The sequence below is a fragment of the Dysgonomonas sp. HDW5A genome (assembly GCF_011299555.1).
In the GTDB taxonomy this organism is placed as follows: Bacteria; Bacteroidota; Bacteroidia; order Bacteroidales; family Dysgonomonadaceae; genus Dysgonomonas_A.
This window is the reverse complement of the sequence record NZ_CP049857.1, coordinates 3,269,019-3,282,290: the sequence shown is the minus strand read 5'-3', so window position 1 is coordinate 3,282,290 and position 13,272 is coordinate 3,269,019. Positions and strand designations below refer to the sequence as shown.

The following is a 13,272-nucleotide window of genomic DNA, read 5'->3' as shown; positions in this document are numbered from 1 at the left end:
TTGTGTTAACGAACTCAGCGACATACTAGACATACTATATTACACAGACCTATTAAGTAGATAATCACAGGTTAAATTCGTAGCCTCGCAAAGATTAGTAGACTGTATATAAAAAATGATATTCTGCAGTATATATTAATATAGGAATCAATTTATATTGAATCATATAATATATATTTGCTGAAAGTTCTTGTATAAAAGTCCTTGGGTATAATTTTATATAGATTAAGATGCCTGCTTCAAAAAAATTATTTAATATATTACCGACCTTTATTCAACGAATATACCATTCAAGAAAGAATAAATTGCAAATCGCAAGATGGGTTAAAAAGGGAAAACCTATGCCCACACCTCATGCCATAAAGCAAGAGCTGGTAGCACGATATGGTAAGAAACATAATATTTCGACATTCGTCGAATCGGGTACCTACTTGGGAGATATGATATGGGCTCAACAAGATAATTTCGAAAAGATTTATACCATTGAATTAAGTAAATTTCTACAGGAAGCAGCCAAACATCGTTTTCGGAAAAGTTCGCACATCGAATTTATTCATGGCGATAGTGGTAAATTAATGCCTACTTTAATAAAAGATTTACCCGAAAAATCACTATTTTGGCTCGATGGACATTATTCGGGAGGAATTACCGCCAGAGGCGACAAAGATTGTCCTATAACAGAAGAAGTAAAAGCAATCCTCTCTTCTGATATTGAACATGTATTGCTGATTGATGATGCCCGCTACTTTATAGGCGAAAGAGATTATCCGACCATCAATGGATTATCCGCATACATACTCAGTGTATATCCCAAAAGCATAATCACAATAGAAAGTGATTGCATAATAGTCGAACTTCAAAAGTAAAACGAAATCATATGTATAAGCTTTGTGTAGTTCTGTTTACCATATCTACCATTTGTATTTTCATAAATATGATTCTTATATTTAGGGATATACATAATGGATACCATTACGCAAGAGCATGTACATTTATCCTGCTGTCTGCATCATCGTATTATCTGATGAAATATTACAAATCGAAGAAAAAGTAAGCTTTCTACCAGTCATAGTCAAGACTTTATAACATTAACCAAACACAAGCCTCCCTAATTTTGTATATTTGCCTATTTAAAATTTATCCGAATCAGGCAAAATATGCAAGAACTGTTCACAACATTTTCTAATGATCAAGTATACTTCGATCAGGAAAGCATCATTATACACTTCAACGGACATCGCAATGTCGTAAGCACCTGCAATCACAACGGAGGATATAGGGAAGACCTCGAATACATATACAACAACAGCTGTGGAAAGAGAATAGAAGCAGGGGATATAGTCATGATGAAAGGCGATAATATGCAGGAACACTACCAAGCCCTCACAGCAGAATTAGGCTTACCTCTTAATACAACAACAGGAATGTGTACTGCTGCCCTTATGGAAAACATGTCAGTAGTGAGCAAATCGAAAGAATCGATAACCGTAACCGCAATGGTAACCGCCGGAATAGACATTAACGGAGGACGGGCAGGAGATCCCGCTCAATTCAATGAATTCACCAACGAGCCTCTTGACATTCGCCCCGGAACAATTAATATATTCCTTCTTATTGATGCCAAGCTTGACGCAGGAACCCTTACCCGATCACTGATAACAGCTACCGAGGCCAAGAGTGCAGCACTTGAGGAATTAATGGCAAACAGCTTGTATTCCGAAGGGTTAGCAACCGGATCGGGAACAGATAATATAATAGCAGTAGGCAATCTTGAATCTTCGATACAACTATACAATGCCGGCAAACATTGTATTCTAGGTGAACTTATAGGATGGACAGTAAAAAAAGCCGTACAGGAAGCTCTTGAGAAACAATCAGGCATGAATACTTCACGGCAAGCATCCATTCTCTGGCAAAACAAACGGTATGGAATTACAGAAAAAATAATTTACCAATGCTATCAACAACTAGCAGACTGTCCAAAAACATCTTTAGAGGCTCTCTCGCCACAAATCAAAGAAATAACATCCCATAACGGGCTAACCGGACAAATAGCCGCTATAACTCATCTAATTGATCAAAACAGATGGGGATTAGTTACCGATAATACTTTAAAGGAAGTAGCTTTGAAATACTTGAATATAGCGAGAGTGGATTATGATCTGCCCAAAATCAATGATATCAATAAAAATGATAGTTTATATCCATTTTTATTGATATCATTCGTCTGATAAACGAAACCTTGGCAGATATACTTTATAGGAATGAGAAAAGGAACTAACATATTGCTAGTTCCTTTTCTTTTGAGCCTCTTGTCGGATTCGAACCAACGACCCCGAGATTACAAATCACGTGCTCTGGCCAACTGAGCTAAAGAGGCAGGTGGGTAAACTTACTATATCGCGCCGCTCAACCGACTACCCTTGCTGCGATCAAACCCTGGGGGATTAATCAGGAGCTGACCGTATAGGGCTTACCCGGGCACAAAGGTAGATATTTTTTTTACATTCCAAAATGCTAAGCACACTTTTTCCTTTGATTTCATTTTAGTATCTTTGTTGATAAGAAGCAGCCGATGGAATAATTATTTTAAAAGCAATTAGTTATAATTCTAAAAAAACTTTTCCGAGGCCAATATTTTTTTTGAATTTAATTTAAAACTTAGACAAAAACGATGAATGTAGTCGACAGATTTATCAAATATGTAAAATTTGATACCGAATCAAATACAACTACCGGCACTACTCCAAGCACTCCGGGGCAACGAGTATTAGCTGAAGAACTAAAAAAAGAACTTACAGAAATAGGACTACAAGACATATCGCTGGATGGGAACGGATATTTGATGGCTACTTTACCTGCAAATACAGATAAAAAAGTGCCAACAATAGGATTTGTTGCTCATATGGACACAAGCCCCGATTTGACAGGAAAGAATGTCAACCCACGCATTGTAAAATCATACGACGGAAAAGATATCTTACTGAATAAAGATCTTAATATAGTACTCTCTCCAAATGATTTTCCCGAATTATTAAAATTCAAAGATCAGGATATTATTGTAACAGACGGTACTACTTTATTAGGAGCCGATGACAAAGCCGGTATAGCCGAAATTATTACAGCGATGAAATACCTGAAAGATCATCCTGAAATAGAACATGGGAAAATACGTATATGCTTCACTCCCGATGAAGAGATAGGTGAAGGTGCCGATCATTTTGATGTAGAGAAATTCGGAGCCGAATGGGCTTACACCATGGATGGCGGAGAGTTGGGCGAACTGGAATATGAAAACTTCAATGCTGCCGGTGTAAAAATAGCGATTCAAGGACGCAGTGTACACCCCGGATCAGCAAAAGACAAAATGGTCAATGCACTTGTTGTAGCAAACAAGCTGGTATCGCTAATACCTGCAAATGAAAGACCCGAACACACTTCTCATTACGAAGGCTTTTTCCATCTTATGGGAATGTCGGGATCGGTTGATGCTGCTTCCGTATCATTCATCATTCGCGATCATGACAGAGCATTATTCGAAAGCAGAAAACAAATAATGAGAAATGCTGTTGAATACTTGCAGAAACTATATCCAAACAGTACAATCACGCTTGATATAAAAGATCAGTACTACAATATGCGTGAAAAAGTAGAGCCTGTAATAAAAATTGTAGACTATGCTTTCAACGCCATGCAAGAATTAGGTATAACACCTCTGGTAAAACCAATCAGAGGAGGAACAGATGGTGCTAGACTTTCATTTATGGGACTACCCTGCCCTAATATTTTTGCAGGCGGATTAAATTTCCATGGACGTTACGAATATGTTCCTATCCCGTCTTTAGAAAAAGCAGTGAAAGTAATTGTAAAAATTGCTGAGCTGGTAACAAAAGATCACAACTAAAAAAAAGACAAAAGCTCTATTGCTTTAAAACAAAAAATATGAGAAAACGATTAACTATAGCTCTAGTTGCACACGACCATCGCAAAGCCGATATGGTTGACTGGTGCTACTACAATTCAGATTTCCTATCGAGACATCACTTGGTATGCACAGGTACAACAGGGCACCTTATACGACAAGCCTTCAGCGAAAAAGGTATCGATGCAGAAATAACCTGTATGAATTCTGGACCTCTGGGCGGTGATGCCGAAATAGCGGCAATGGTGGTTCGTCAGGAAATCAACATGGCTGTTTTTCTGATTGATGACCTGAATCCACAACCTCACGAGGCGGATATTATGATGCTGCTGCGTCAATGCCGTGTACATAATGTACCCATTGCCTGCAACCGATATAGTGCCGATCTAATGATTACAAGTACTCTTTGGGATAATGATGACTATACTCCGACCAAACCGCGTTATGAGCGTTTCGATCGAGAAAAATTTGATGAAATATACGGTAAACTAAAAGGCTAAAGGTCACAGTCCTTATTTAGCATAAAAAAAAGAGAGACAGATAACTGCCTCTCTTTTTTTATGTAGATTTTCACCTATCGTTTATCTATAATCCTGTGGAGTGATCTTAAAACGATATATAGTATTACCTTTCAAGTCTCTATAAATATACTCGTTAGAAAGTCCATTATCGCGAATCTCCGCCATACCCGGATCGTTTTTTGTCAATTCTTTAGCAGTAGCTACAATCTCATCTTCGAATTGCAGAGTATCAAAAGCTGCAGTATCAGTATATGTATAATAATATTGCATATCATTATTTTTCATAAGTACACAACTATCAATACGAAGTGTTGTACTGATTGTTTGAGGACATTGCTTATTCAGAGCATCAACCTCTGCTTTTAATTGTTGCTGAAGTTTGTCACTACCGGATGTACATTGCCCAAAAGTCAATGCAATCAAAGATAACCCGGTACCAACCTTTAATAGTGCTGTAAGTTTCATATTAAAATTATATTATGTTATATAGGGTAAAAACTAAGAAGTTAAACAGATTCAAACATCAATTTACTTCTCACCTAAATACATAGAACAAATTCCGAAGGTATAAGTTTTACACTTCGAGTTACGGAATCCATTTTTATTAAGCACTCCTACCATTTCTTTGCCTTGTACAAAAACCTCAATGGATTTAGGCAGATACGAATAAGCTGCTTTATCTTTTGAAATAAACCGACCTACTGTCGGGATAAATAAACGGGAATAAAGCCAGTATGCTTGTTTCATCGGAAAGTGTTCGGGGCTTGACAATTCGAGTATCATCAATTTCCCTCCCGGCTTAAGTACACGGTGTATTTCTTTCAATCCTTTATCCAGATCTTCGAAATTACGTATACCAAAAGCGACTATTGCTGCATCATAAGAATTATCAGCAATATTCAAAGCCATACAGTCTTGCCTTTCGAAAACAATTTTATCTGATAAGCCTAATTTAGCCACCTTTTGGCGACCAACTTCCATCATTCCTTCCGAAATGTCAACACCTGTAATCTTATCCGATCCTAACAATTGGTATGCCTGTATCGCGAGATCACCTGTGCCGGTAGCTATATCTAAAATAGATTGAGGATTAAGATCTTTTAGAGTCAAAAGACCTTTTTTGCGCCATCCACGGTCAATACCCATAGATAACGTGTGATTCAGTGTGTCGTAGTTTTCTGCAATAGAATCGAACATACGCTCGACCTGAGCTCCTTTATTCTCGGAACTCTCATAAGGAACTACTTTTTCTGCCTGATATGTCATTGTAAAATTCGGGTCTAAGACCCTTTTATTTCTTTGATAAGAAGTAGAATGTATTTGCTGTTAGAAATACAGCAACGGGAGACAAGTTACTTAAATAACACCTGCTGATACAGCTTCGATGTTATTGCTCAATTTGCGAGCTTTAACTTTTACGATTTTTCCGTTTTTCGAGAAGATAAGATTACCATCTTCTATTTGTTTTTTTTCAATTAATCGAGTATATGAAAGACTAAGACCAACCAATAATTTGCTTCTCAAAGCCAATTCGTTACGATTCATATATTTTTAATTTTGTTTAAAATCTCTTCATTATGTTTCTCTATCATTTCTGACCTTTTACCTTCAGCCACTAAACAAAACGGATTTTCCGAATTATTTACAACCAGCCAATAATCGGCAATAGGTGTATACAGAGTAAACAAATTTTGTGCTCCCGCTGCATATCTCCGACGAATTACGTCCTGAGGCACATTATGCCCACCGGCTTTAACTCGATCTTCGACTCTTTTTATCGCTAATTCAGGAGAACTGAGCCAAAAATACAACAATGTTACGAAATAACCTACCTTTTGTGCTTTTTTAATAAATGATACATACGATTTGGTTGCGAGAGTCGTTTCTATCGCAAAATCTTGTTGAAGCCTCAACATCTCCTCCATTCTACGTATCATTATACGTCCGGCTTCGATTGCAGCCTTCTCCGGCTGAAAGGGCGAAAGCCCCTTGGCAATTTCATCGGCATTAATAAATTCTTTACACTCGAGCATCTCGGGTAACATAGTATATGAAGCCGTGGTTTTACCGGCACCGTTACAACCCGATATAATATAGAGATTTGGCATAAGTCAATGTTTTCTTATCTGATTTCAGGCACTTATTAGATACCTCCCAAGCAAAATAATGCCTGTTTATAAATAAAGGTAATAAATTATGTAGAAAAAACAAATTAAAAAATCGCCTGTCGAAATATTTACCCAAACTGACTTGGCTTTTCTTTGACAGGCGATCTGTATTTAGTAGAATTTATGACAATTAAAGTCACAAACCTTTTTATAGCTTTGGCAAGTAGAACAAATATAGATTGTTATAACTATAAATATACCAATAAATTTTATTCTTTACTTACTTCTTCAAATAAGCGGTTACGTTTTTATCAATACGTGCAGCAACATCTGCTACATCTGCCTTAACAAAGGGCTCGCCTACAATTTTCTCATAAAGTTCAATGTATCTTTCTGAAACCGAATTGCAATACTCTTCTGTCATTTCCGGGATTTGCTGTCCTTCTTTTCCCTGAAAACCGTTATCCATTAACCACTTGCGAACAAATTCTTTGGATAGCTGACGTTGTTCTTCTCCTTTTGCATACAAATCCTGATAGGTATCAGCATAGAAATAGCGAGAAGAGTCGGGTGTATGTATTTCATCAATCAGATAAATTTCGCCATCCTTTTTCCCGAACTCATATTTGGTATCAACCAAAATCAACCCCTTTTGAGCTGCCATTTCTGTACCTCTTTGGAAAAGAGCTAAAGTATATTTTTCTAATTGCTCATATTCTTCTCTCGAAACCAATCCTTGAGCGATTATTTCTTCTCTCGAAATATTTTCGTCATGTCCTTCATCTGCCTTCGTTGTAGGAGTAATAAGAGGCGTTGGGAATTTTTGATTTTCTTTCATTCCGTCAGGCAAGGATAAACCACACAGTGTACGAACACCTGATTTATATTCGCGCCAAGCACTTCCTGTTAAGTAACCACGAATTACCATCTCTACTTTATAAGGCTCACAACGCAGGCCTACCGTCACCATCGGATCAGGTGTTGCCTGTTTCCAGTTAGGAACAATATCGGCAGTGGCATCTAAAAACTTAGCTGCTATCTGATTCAACACTTGTCCTTTGTATGGTATCCCTTGAGGCAATACAACATCAAAAGCCGAAATACGATCTGTTGCAATCATCACCAACGTATCGTTGCCAATTGAGTAAACATCACGCACTTTACCATGATAAACATTGGTTTGATCTGAAAAATGATAATCTGTAGTAACTAAAGTATTTTTCATTATTTGGATATATTTTATTTTTATAAATTGGGTTCTGCAAATTTACCAACAAAATCTTACTTTTTCATCTTTTCGAGAAAGAGACTCTTAAAATTTCTACCTCTTTCAACAAATTAATTACAGCTTTGTTCTCACACTTAACAATTTCTTATTAATTCAAGTATATAAATTAACAAGCAACATTTAACCGACACACTCTAATCTCATAACAACCTAATAATATTCAACTTAGCACAAGAAAAAAACTAATGAACTTATTTAAGATTAATTCAGAAAGGATATAGAAAAGGGACTGAGTAATTAAAAACCGTCAGTCCCTTCTATTATTGAATTTTATTCTTAAACTTAAATGCTCTCATTGATATTATAATCCCCTATTCTTTAGATTCCGAAAATTCTTTGCGTCGTCTCTCATCCTCTTTTTCGTAAGCATCCACTATACGCTGTACAAGTTTATGACGAACAATATCTTCTTTCTGAAACTCGATCTTTTCCATTCCTTTCACGCCATCCAATACTCTTAAAGCATGCTTTAAGCCTGACAATTGAGAAGGAGGCAAATCAATCTGGGTAATATCTCCTGTTATTATCATCTTGGCATTCATACCTAAACGGGTCAGAAACATCTTAATCTGATGTGTTGTGGTATTTTGAGCCTCATCCAGAATAATAACGGCGTCACTCAAAGTACGTCCACGCATAAAAGCAAGAGGTGCTATCTGAATAACTTTATTTTCGATATAGTCCTTCAATTTTGCAGGGGTAATCATATCCTCCAAAGCATCATAAAGAGGCTGTAAATAGGGATCAATCTTATCCTTCATATCACCGGGGAGAAAACCGAGCTTTTCTCCGGCTTCCACAGCGGGACGACTCAATATAATACGCTTGACTTCCTTGTTCTTCAAGGCTTTTACGGCTAAAGCAATAGCCACATAAGTTTTGCCCGATCCTGCAGGCCCAAGAGCAAATACGAGATCATTTTTTTGAAAGGCATTCACCAGTTTTTGTTGATTATCGTTACGTGCCGAAATGGGTTTACCATTCATTCCGAAGATGATCAAATTATCTTGCTTCACTGCCTGAGGTGACTTTCCTTTGACGATATCTATAATATTATCTTCGGTAAGCATATTGTGATCTACACAAAACAATTCTAGCTCCCTCATCTTTTCTTCAAAGAAAGGAATCTCCTCGGCATTACCGATTACCTTTATTATATTGCCACGAGCTATTATCCGCAGTTTAGGAAAGAGTGTTTTAAGCAATTGCAGATTACTATTATTGATTCCAAAGAAAACAGCAGCATCTGCATTATCCAGTACAATTATTTGTTCAATCATGTATTTTCATATTCAGTTTGACAAAAATACAATTCTTTCTTTTCATATCGCAATTTATCAATACTATTATTTGGGCTTTGCTACAGATGAAGCATATACTCCAAATAAACACAGAACTGAGCAGATAATAAAAGTAATCCGCATACTATACATCAGTTCGGTATGCACAGCAGCAGAAAATTTAATATCGCCGATTAACAACGAGATGGACATCATAGCAATACCCATACTCAGCGATTGCCCTACTAACCGCATGGTTCCGGCCGTAGCTGAAGCAAAGCCGTAATGCTGTTTATCAACCGAGCTCATTAAAATATTCATATTGGGAGAAGAAAATACCCCAAAACCAAATCCTATTAAAACAAGAAGTGCTATAATAATATAAAAATTAGTTGACTCTCCGATGAAACATAACCCTATCAATCCAATAAATATGATAGACATTCCCAATGTAGAGAGAAATGAAGCCGACATCTTATCCGACAATTTACCGGAGGCAAATGATACTACAGCCATCATGATGGATTGCACGATGAGTATTAAACCGGCATCACGAGGAGATAATCCTCTTACATACTGGAGGTACAAACTCAACATAAAAGAAATGGCAAAAGTTGCAGAATAATTTATCAGTGCCGATAATGATGAATATTTAAACACCTTATTTTCAAAGAAAACCTTAATATCGAACACCGGATTTGTTTGCTTTTTCTCATAAACAGAAAACGCTACCATAATAAGAACACCTGCAGCCAGCAATATAAATCCGAGAATAGCAGGCAAAATGGTAAATCCGTAAATAATAGCCGACAAGCCTAAAGCATATAATACGGAACCTATTACATCAAAGGTTTGCTTTCGCTCTTCCTTCCAGTTTTCTTTAATGGCAAATAAAGCCCCTATCAATACAAAGAATGCGATTAATGCAGATATATAAAAGATACTTTGCCATCCCCAATATTGCGTTAATATCCCTCCTAGGAAAGGACCTGCCGCCAGAGAAAAATAAACTGTAGCTGCATTTATTCCCAAAGCCTGTCCTCTTTTTTGTAGAGGAATAGCCGACATAAGAATTGCAGCACTGGTTCCAAAAATCATAGCACTACCTATTCCCGATAAAAAACGATATATAATCAGGCTTACTACTGAGGATGCAACTCCACTTAAAACAGTAAAAAGAATAAATAAGATAAGCCCCCATATAAACACCCTTCTCCTCCCGATCATATCTGCTAATTTGGCACATGGTATCTGGAAAATAGCTGTAGAAAGCATATAACTCGTCGGAATCCACCCCGATAGTGAAGCATTAATCGAAAAATCCTCATTAATATAAGGTAATGCCAGATTTAAAGCCGATCCCATAAAAGGTACCAGCGAGGAGGATAAACAAATAACAAATAATATAGCATTTACACTACTTATTTTTTGAGGCATATTTCCCATAATTATCTCATCATTCTATTTTATTGTTTGGTAAATGTAAGTATTCTTTCTATATCTTTTATGAAATTTATATCCGATTAAGTATCTATAGAACAGAGAAGGCTTAGGCTTCAATCATTATAAATACTTAAAGTCGTAGTACCAATTCAATCTGTAATATAGACAATAAAGATTGTAAACTTTAGTATTATTGATTTGTTATATTTATAAAAATAAAAATGAGCTATTAGTACAAATCAAATAACACAACAACACCATGAGATTAGGAGGAAGAAGAGAAAGCGATAATGTAGATGATCGCCGAGGAAGACGATCGGCAGGCAAAGTATCTCTGGGTATTGGTGGCACCATCATTGTCGGGCTAATCATTTGGCTAATGGGTGGCAATCCGATGGACGTAATTACCCAACAAGTTGCAGAGGGTACAACTTCAACACAAAACTATACTCCTACCGAAGAGGATCAACAGCTTGCTAAATTTGCCAGTACAATTCTCGCAGGAACCGAAGATATATGGACCGAAGTATTTGCTCAAAACGGTATGAAGTACAGTCCACCCCGTATGGTTTTATTTTCGGGAGCAACACAATCTGGTTGTGGCAATGCCTCATCATCCACAGGACCATTTTACTGTCCGGCAGATCAAACATTATACATAGACCTTTCGTTTTTTGAAGAAATGCGAACACAGCTCCAAGCTGGTGGTGATTTTGCTTATGCCTATGTAATCGCCCACGAAGTAGGACACCATGTACAATACCTACTCGGCACATTGGACAAAGTACACCAAATGCAACAACAAGTGAGCGAAAAAGAAAGCAATCAACTCAGTGTAAGGCTCGAACTTCAGGCAGATTACTATGCCGGAGTATGGATATATCACGATAATCAGAAATTTAAATCGCTCGAAGACGGAGATATCGAAGAGGGATTAAATGCTGCTTCGCAGATTGGAGATGACCGCTTGCAAATGCAGTCACAAGGATATACAGTTCCCGATGCTTTCAATCATGGCACATCGGCTCAACGTAGCCGTTGGCTAAAGAAGGGAATCCAGACGGGTGATCTTAGAGGTGGTGACACCTTTTCGGTAGCCTACTCAGATTTGTAAAGTACTGCACAATCGATAATAAACATACGGAGAGCCGTAAATAGGCGTTTCTATAGCTCATCATCAAACACTATTTTCAAATTTAAACATATATATATAGTTTAAGGTGTATTTTCTTTTTACTACCTTTGCAGACTGTATTCACTAATAATAATTGACATGAAGTTTAATTTTAAGATTTGGTAGATCTATTCTTTTCCAAAAGATTACAAAGGATAAGATGCGAATCTTGTCGCTACACAGCTCGTGATATAAAAGTATCACCGATTACAAAAAAACAGTCAATTAACCACATAATTTAAGTAAGATAGATGATCGATTCAATGATATTAAGTGTAAAGAATCAGAAAGCCATTCTGGTAGGTCTTATCACTCAACAACAAACCGAAGAACAAGTAAACGAATACTTGGACGAATTGGCTTTTTTAGCTGAGACCGCAGGAGCCGAGCCGGTAAAGAAATTTACACAAAAACTAGAACATGCCAATGCGGTGACTTTTGTAGGAACAGGAAAGCTACAGGAGATCAAGCAATATATGGAAGAAAATGAAATCGGATTAGTAATTTTCGATGATGAACTTTCGGCCAAACAAATACGCAATATCGAACAAGAATTACAAGTTAAGATTCTGGATCGAACCAGCCTTATACTTGATATATTTGCAATGCGTGCTCAAACAGCATATGCCAAAACTCAGGTAGAATTAGCACAATACCAGTACCTCCTACCCCGCCTTACCCGTATGTGGTCTCACTTAGACAGACAAAGAGGTGGTGGAGCCATGATGCGTGGTGTAGGTGAAACTCAGCTCGAAAGCGACCGTCGTATAGTCCAGGATAAGATTGCCGATTTGAAAGAGCAATTAAAATCCATTGACAAGCAAATGATGGTTCAGAGAAAGAACAGAGGTAAAATGGTGCGTGTAGCTCTTGTCGGATACACCAACGTTGGAAAATCGACCATAATGACTATGCTTAGCAAGTCTGAGGTTTTCGCTGAAAATAAATTATTTGCAACCTTGGATACTACCGTTCGCAAAGTTATCATAGACAACCTTCCGTTCTTATTATCGGATACGGTTGGGTTTATCCGCAAATTGCCAACCCATCTGGTGGAATCATTCAAATCGACATTGGATGAAGTACGTGAAGCCGATCTGTTAGTTCATGTTGTAGATATTTCTCACCCCAACTTCGAAGAGCAAATAGAAATTGTAGAAAAAACTCTTTTAGAAATAGATGGAGAAGAAAAAGCTACGATTTTGGTATTCAACAAAATTGATGCATTTACATACATTAAAAAGGACGAAGATGATTTGACACCTTCAACCCGAGCAAATGTATCACTGGAAGAGTTACGCAGAACATGGATGGCAAAATTAAACAACAATTGCATATTTATATCGGCAACCAACAAAACCAATATTGATGAGTTGAAACAAATGCTATATGACCGAATTAAGGAAATTCATGTAGAACGTTATCCGTATAATGATTTCTTATTTCAAAAGTATGATGAAGAAGAAATTTAATTTCAGAATTAAATAAAGCAAAACAGGGCAGTTATTTTATAAATAACTGCCCTGTTTTATATTT

The 13,272-nt window shown here is 37.0% G+C and carries 13 protein-coding genes and 1 tRNA gene; 6 read left to right on the top strand and 8 right to left on the bottom strand.

Annotation, left to right across the window (positions count from 1 at the left end; translation table 11 throughout):
• The first annotated feature begins 341 nt into the window (after positions 1 to 341).
• Positions 342 to 866: a hypothetical protein gene (locus tag G7050_RS13775; protein WP_166116421.1), complete on the top strand. Its 525-nt coding sequence runs from the start codon at positions 342 to 344 to the stop codon at positions 864 to 866.
• A 291-nt stretch (positions 867 to 1,157) separates the two neighbouring features.
• Positions 1,158 to 2,231 (top strand): adenosylcobinamide amidohydrolase, encoded by a 1,074-nt coding sequence (locus tag G7050_RS13770; RefSeq protein WP_166116419.1) that lies wholly within the window; start codon positions 1,158 to 1,160, stop codon positions 2,229 to 2,231.
• A 75-nt stretch (positions 2,232 to 2,306) separates the two neighbouring features.
• Here G7050_RS13770 and G7050_RS13765 read toward each other — a convergent pair.
• Positions 2,307 to 2,380 (bottom strand) — tRNA-Thr (locus G7050_RS13765).
• Positions 2,381 to 2,674: 294 nt separating this feature from the next.
• Here G7050_RS13765 and pepT point away from each other — a divergent pair.
• Positions 2,675 to 3,904 (top strand): peptidase T, encoded by a 1,230-nt coding sequence (gene pepT / locus G7050_RS13760; protein WP_166116417.1) that lies wholly within the window; start codon positions 2,675 to 2,677, stop codon positions 3,902 to 3,904.
• Positions 3,905 to 3,942: 38 nt separating this feature from the next.
• Positions 3,943 to 4,422: a methylglyoxal synthase gene (locus G7050_RS13755; protein ID WP_166116415.1), complete on the top strand. Its 480-nt coding sequence runs from the start codon at positions 3,943 to 3,945 to the stop codon at positions 4,420 to 4,422.
• Between the two features lie 81 nt (positions 4,423 to 4,503).
• On the opposite strand, the gene G7050_RS13750 is transcribed toward G7050_RS13755, so the two are convergent.
• From G7050_RS13750 to G7050_RS13720, 7 genes are all read right to left on the bottom strand, one after another.
• Positions 4,504 to 4,908, bottom strand: coding sequence for a hypothetical protein (locus G7050_RS13750; RefSeq protein WP_166116413.1), 405 nt, complete (start codon positions 4,906 to 4,908; stop codon positions 4,504 to 4,506).
• Positions 4,909 to 4,971: 63 nt separating this feature from the next.
• Positions 4,972 to 5,709 (bottom strand): bifunctional demethylmenaquinone methyltransferase/2-methoxy-6-polyprenyl-1,4-benzoquinol methylase UbiE, encoded by a 738-nt coding sequence (gene ubiE / locus G7050_RS13745; RefSeq protein ID WP_166116411.1) that lies wholly within the window; start codon positions 5,707 to 5,709, stop codon positions 4,972 to 4,974.
• 90 nt (positions 5,710 to 5,799) lie between these two features.
• The gene (locus tag G7050_RS13740; RefSeq protein WP_166116409.1) at positions 5,800 to 5,988 is read right to left on the bottom strand and encodes a hypothetical protein; all 189 of its coding nucleotides are present in this window, start codon (positions 5,986 to 5,988) and stop codon (positions 5,800 to 5,802) included.
• A complete protein-coding gene (locus tag G7050_RS13735) occupies positions 5,985 to 6,551 on the bottom strand; it encodes a zeta toxin family protein (RefSeq protein WP_166116407.1) in 567 nt (188 codons plus the stop codon). Before G7050_RS13735 ends, G7050_RS13740 begins: the two co-directional genes overlap by 4 nt.
• A gap of 280 nt (positions 6,552 to 6,831) precedes the next feature.
• Positions 6,832 to 7,776 (bottom strand): phosphoribosylaminoimidazolesuccinocarboxamide synthase, encoded by a 945-nt coding sequence (locus tag G7050_RS13730; RefSeq protein ID WP_166116405.1) that lies wholly within the window; start codon positions 7,774 to 7,776, stop codon positions 6,832 to 6,834.
• Between the two features lie 374 nt (positions 7,777 to 8,150).
• The gene (locus G7050_RS13725; protein WP_166116403.1) at positions 8,151 to 9,119 is read right to left on the bottom strand and encodes a PhoH family protein; all 969 of its coding nucleotides are present in this window, start codon (positions 9,117 to 9,119) and stop codon (positions 8,151 to 8,153) included.
• 66 nt (positions 9,120 to 9,185) lie between these two features.
• Complete coding sequence (locus G7050_RS13720) at positions 9,186 to 10,556, bottom strand: MFS transporter (RefSeq protein WP_166116401.1); 1,371 nt, start codon at positions 10,554 to 10,556, stop codon at positions 9,186 to 9,188.
• 265 nt (positions 10,557 to 10,821) lie between these two features.
• On the opposite strand from G7050_RS13720, the gene G7050_RS13715 reads away from it, so the two are divergent.
• The gene (locus tag G7050_RS13715) at positions 10,822 to 11,676 is read left to right on the top strand and encodes a neutral zinc metallopeptidase (RefSeq protein ID WP_166116399.1); all 855 of its coding nucleotides are present in this window, start codon (positions 10,822 to 10,824) and stop codon (positions 11,674 to 11,676) included.
• Positions 11,677 to 11,987: 311 nt separating this feature from the next.
• Positions 11,988 to 13,208 (top strand): GTPase HflX, encoded by a 1,221-nt coding sequence (gene hflX / locus G7050_RS13710; protein ID WP_166116397.1) that lies wholly within the window; start codon positions 11,988 to 11,990, stop codon positions 13,206 to 13,208.
• The last annotated feature ends 64 nt before the right edge of the window (positions 13,209 to 13,272 follow it).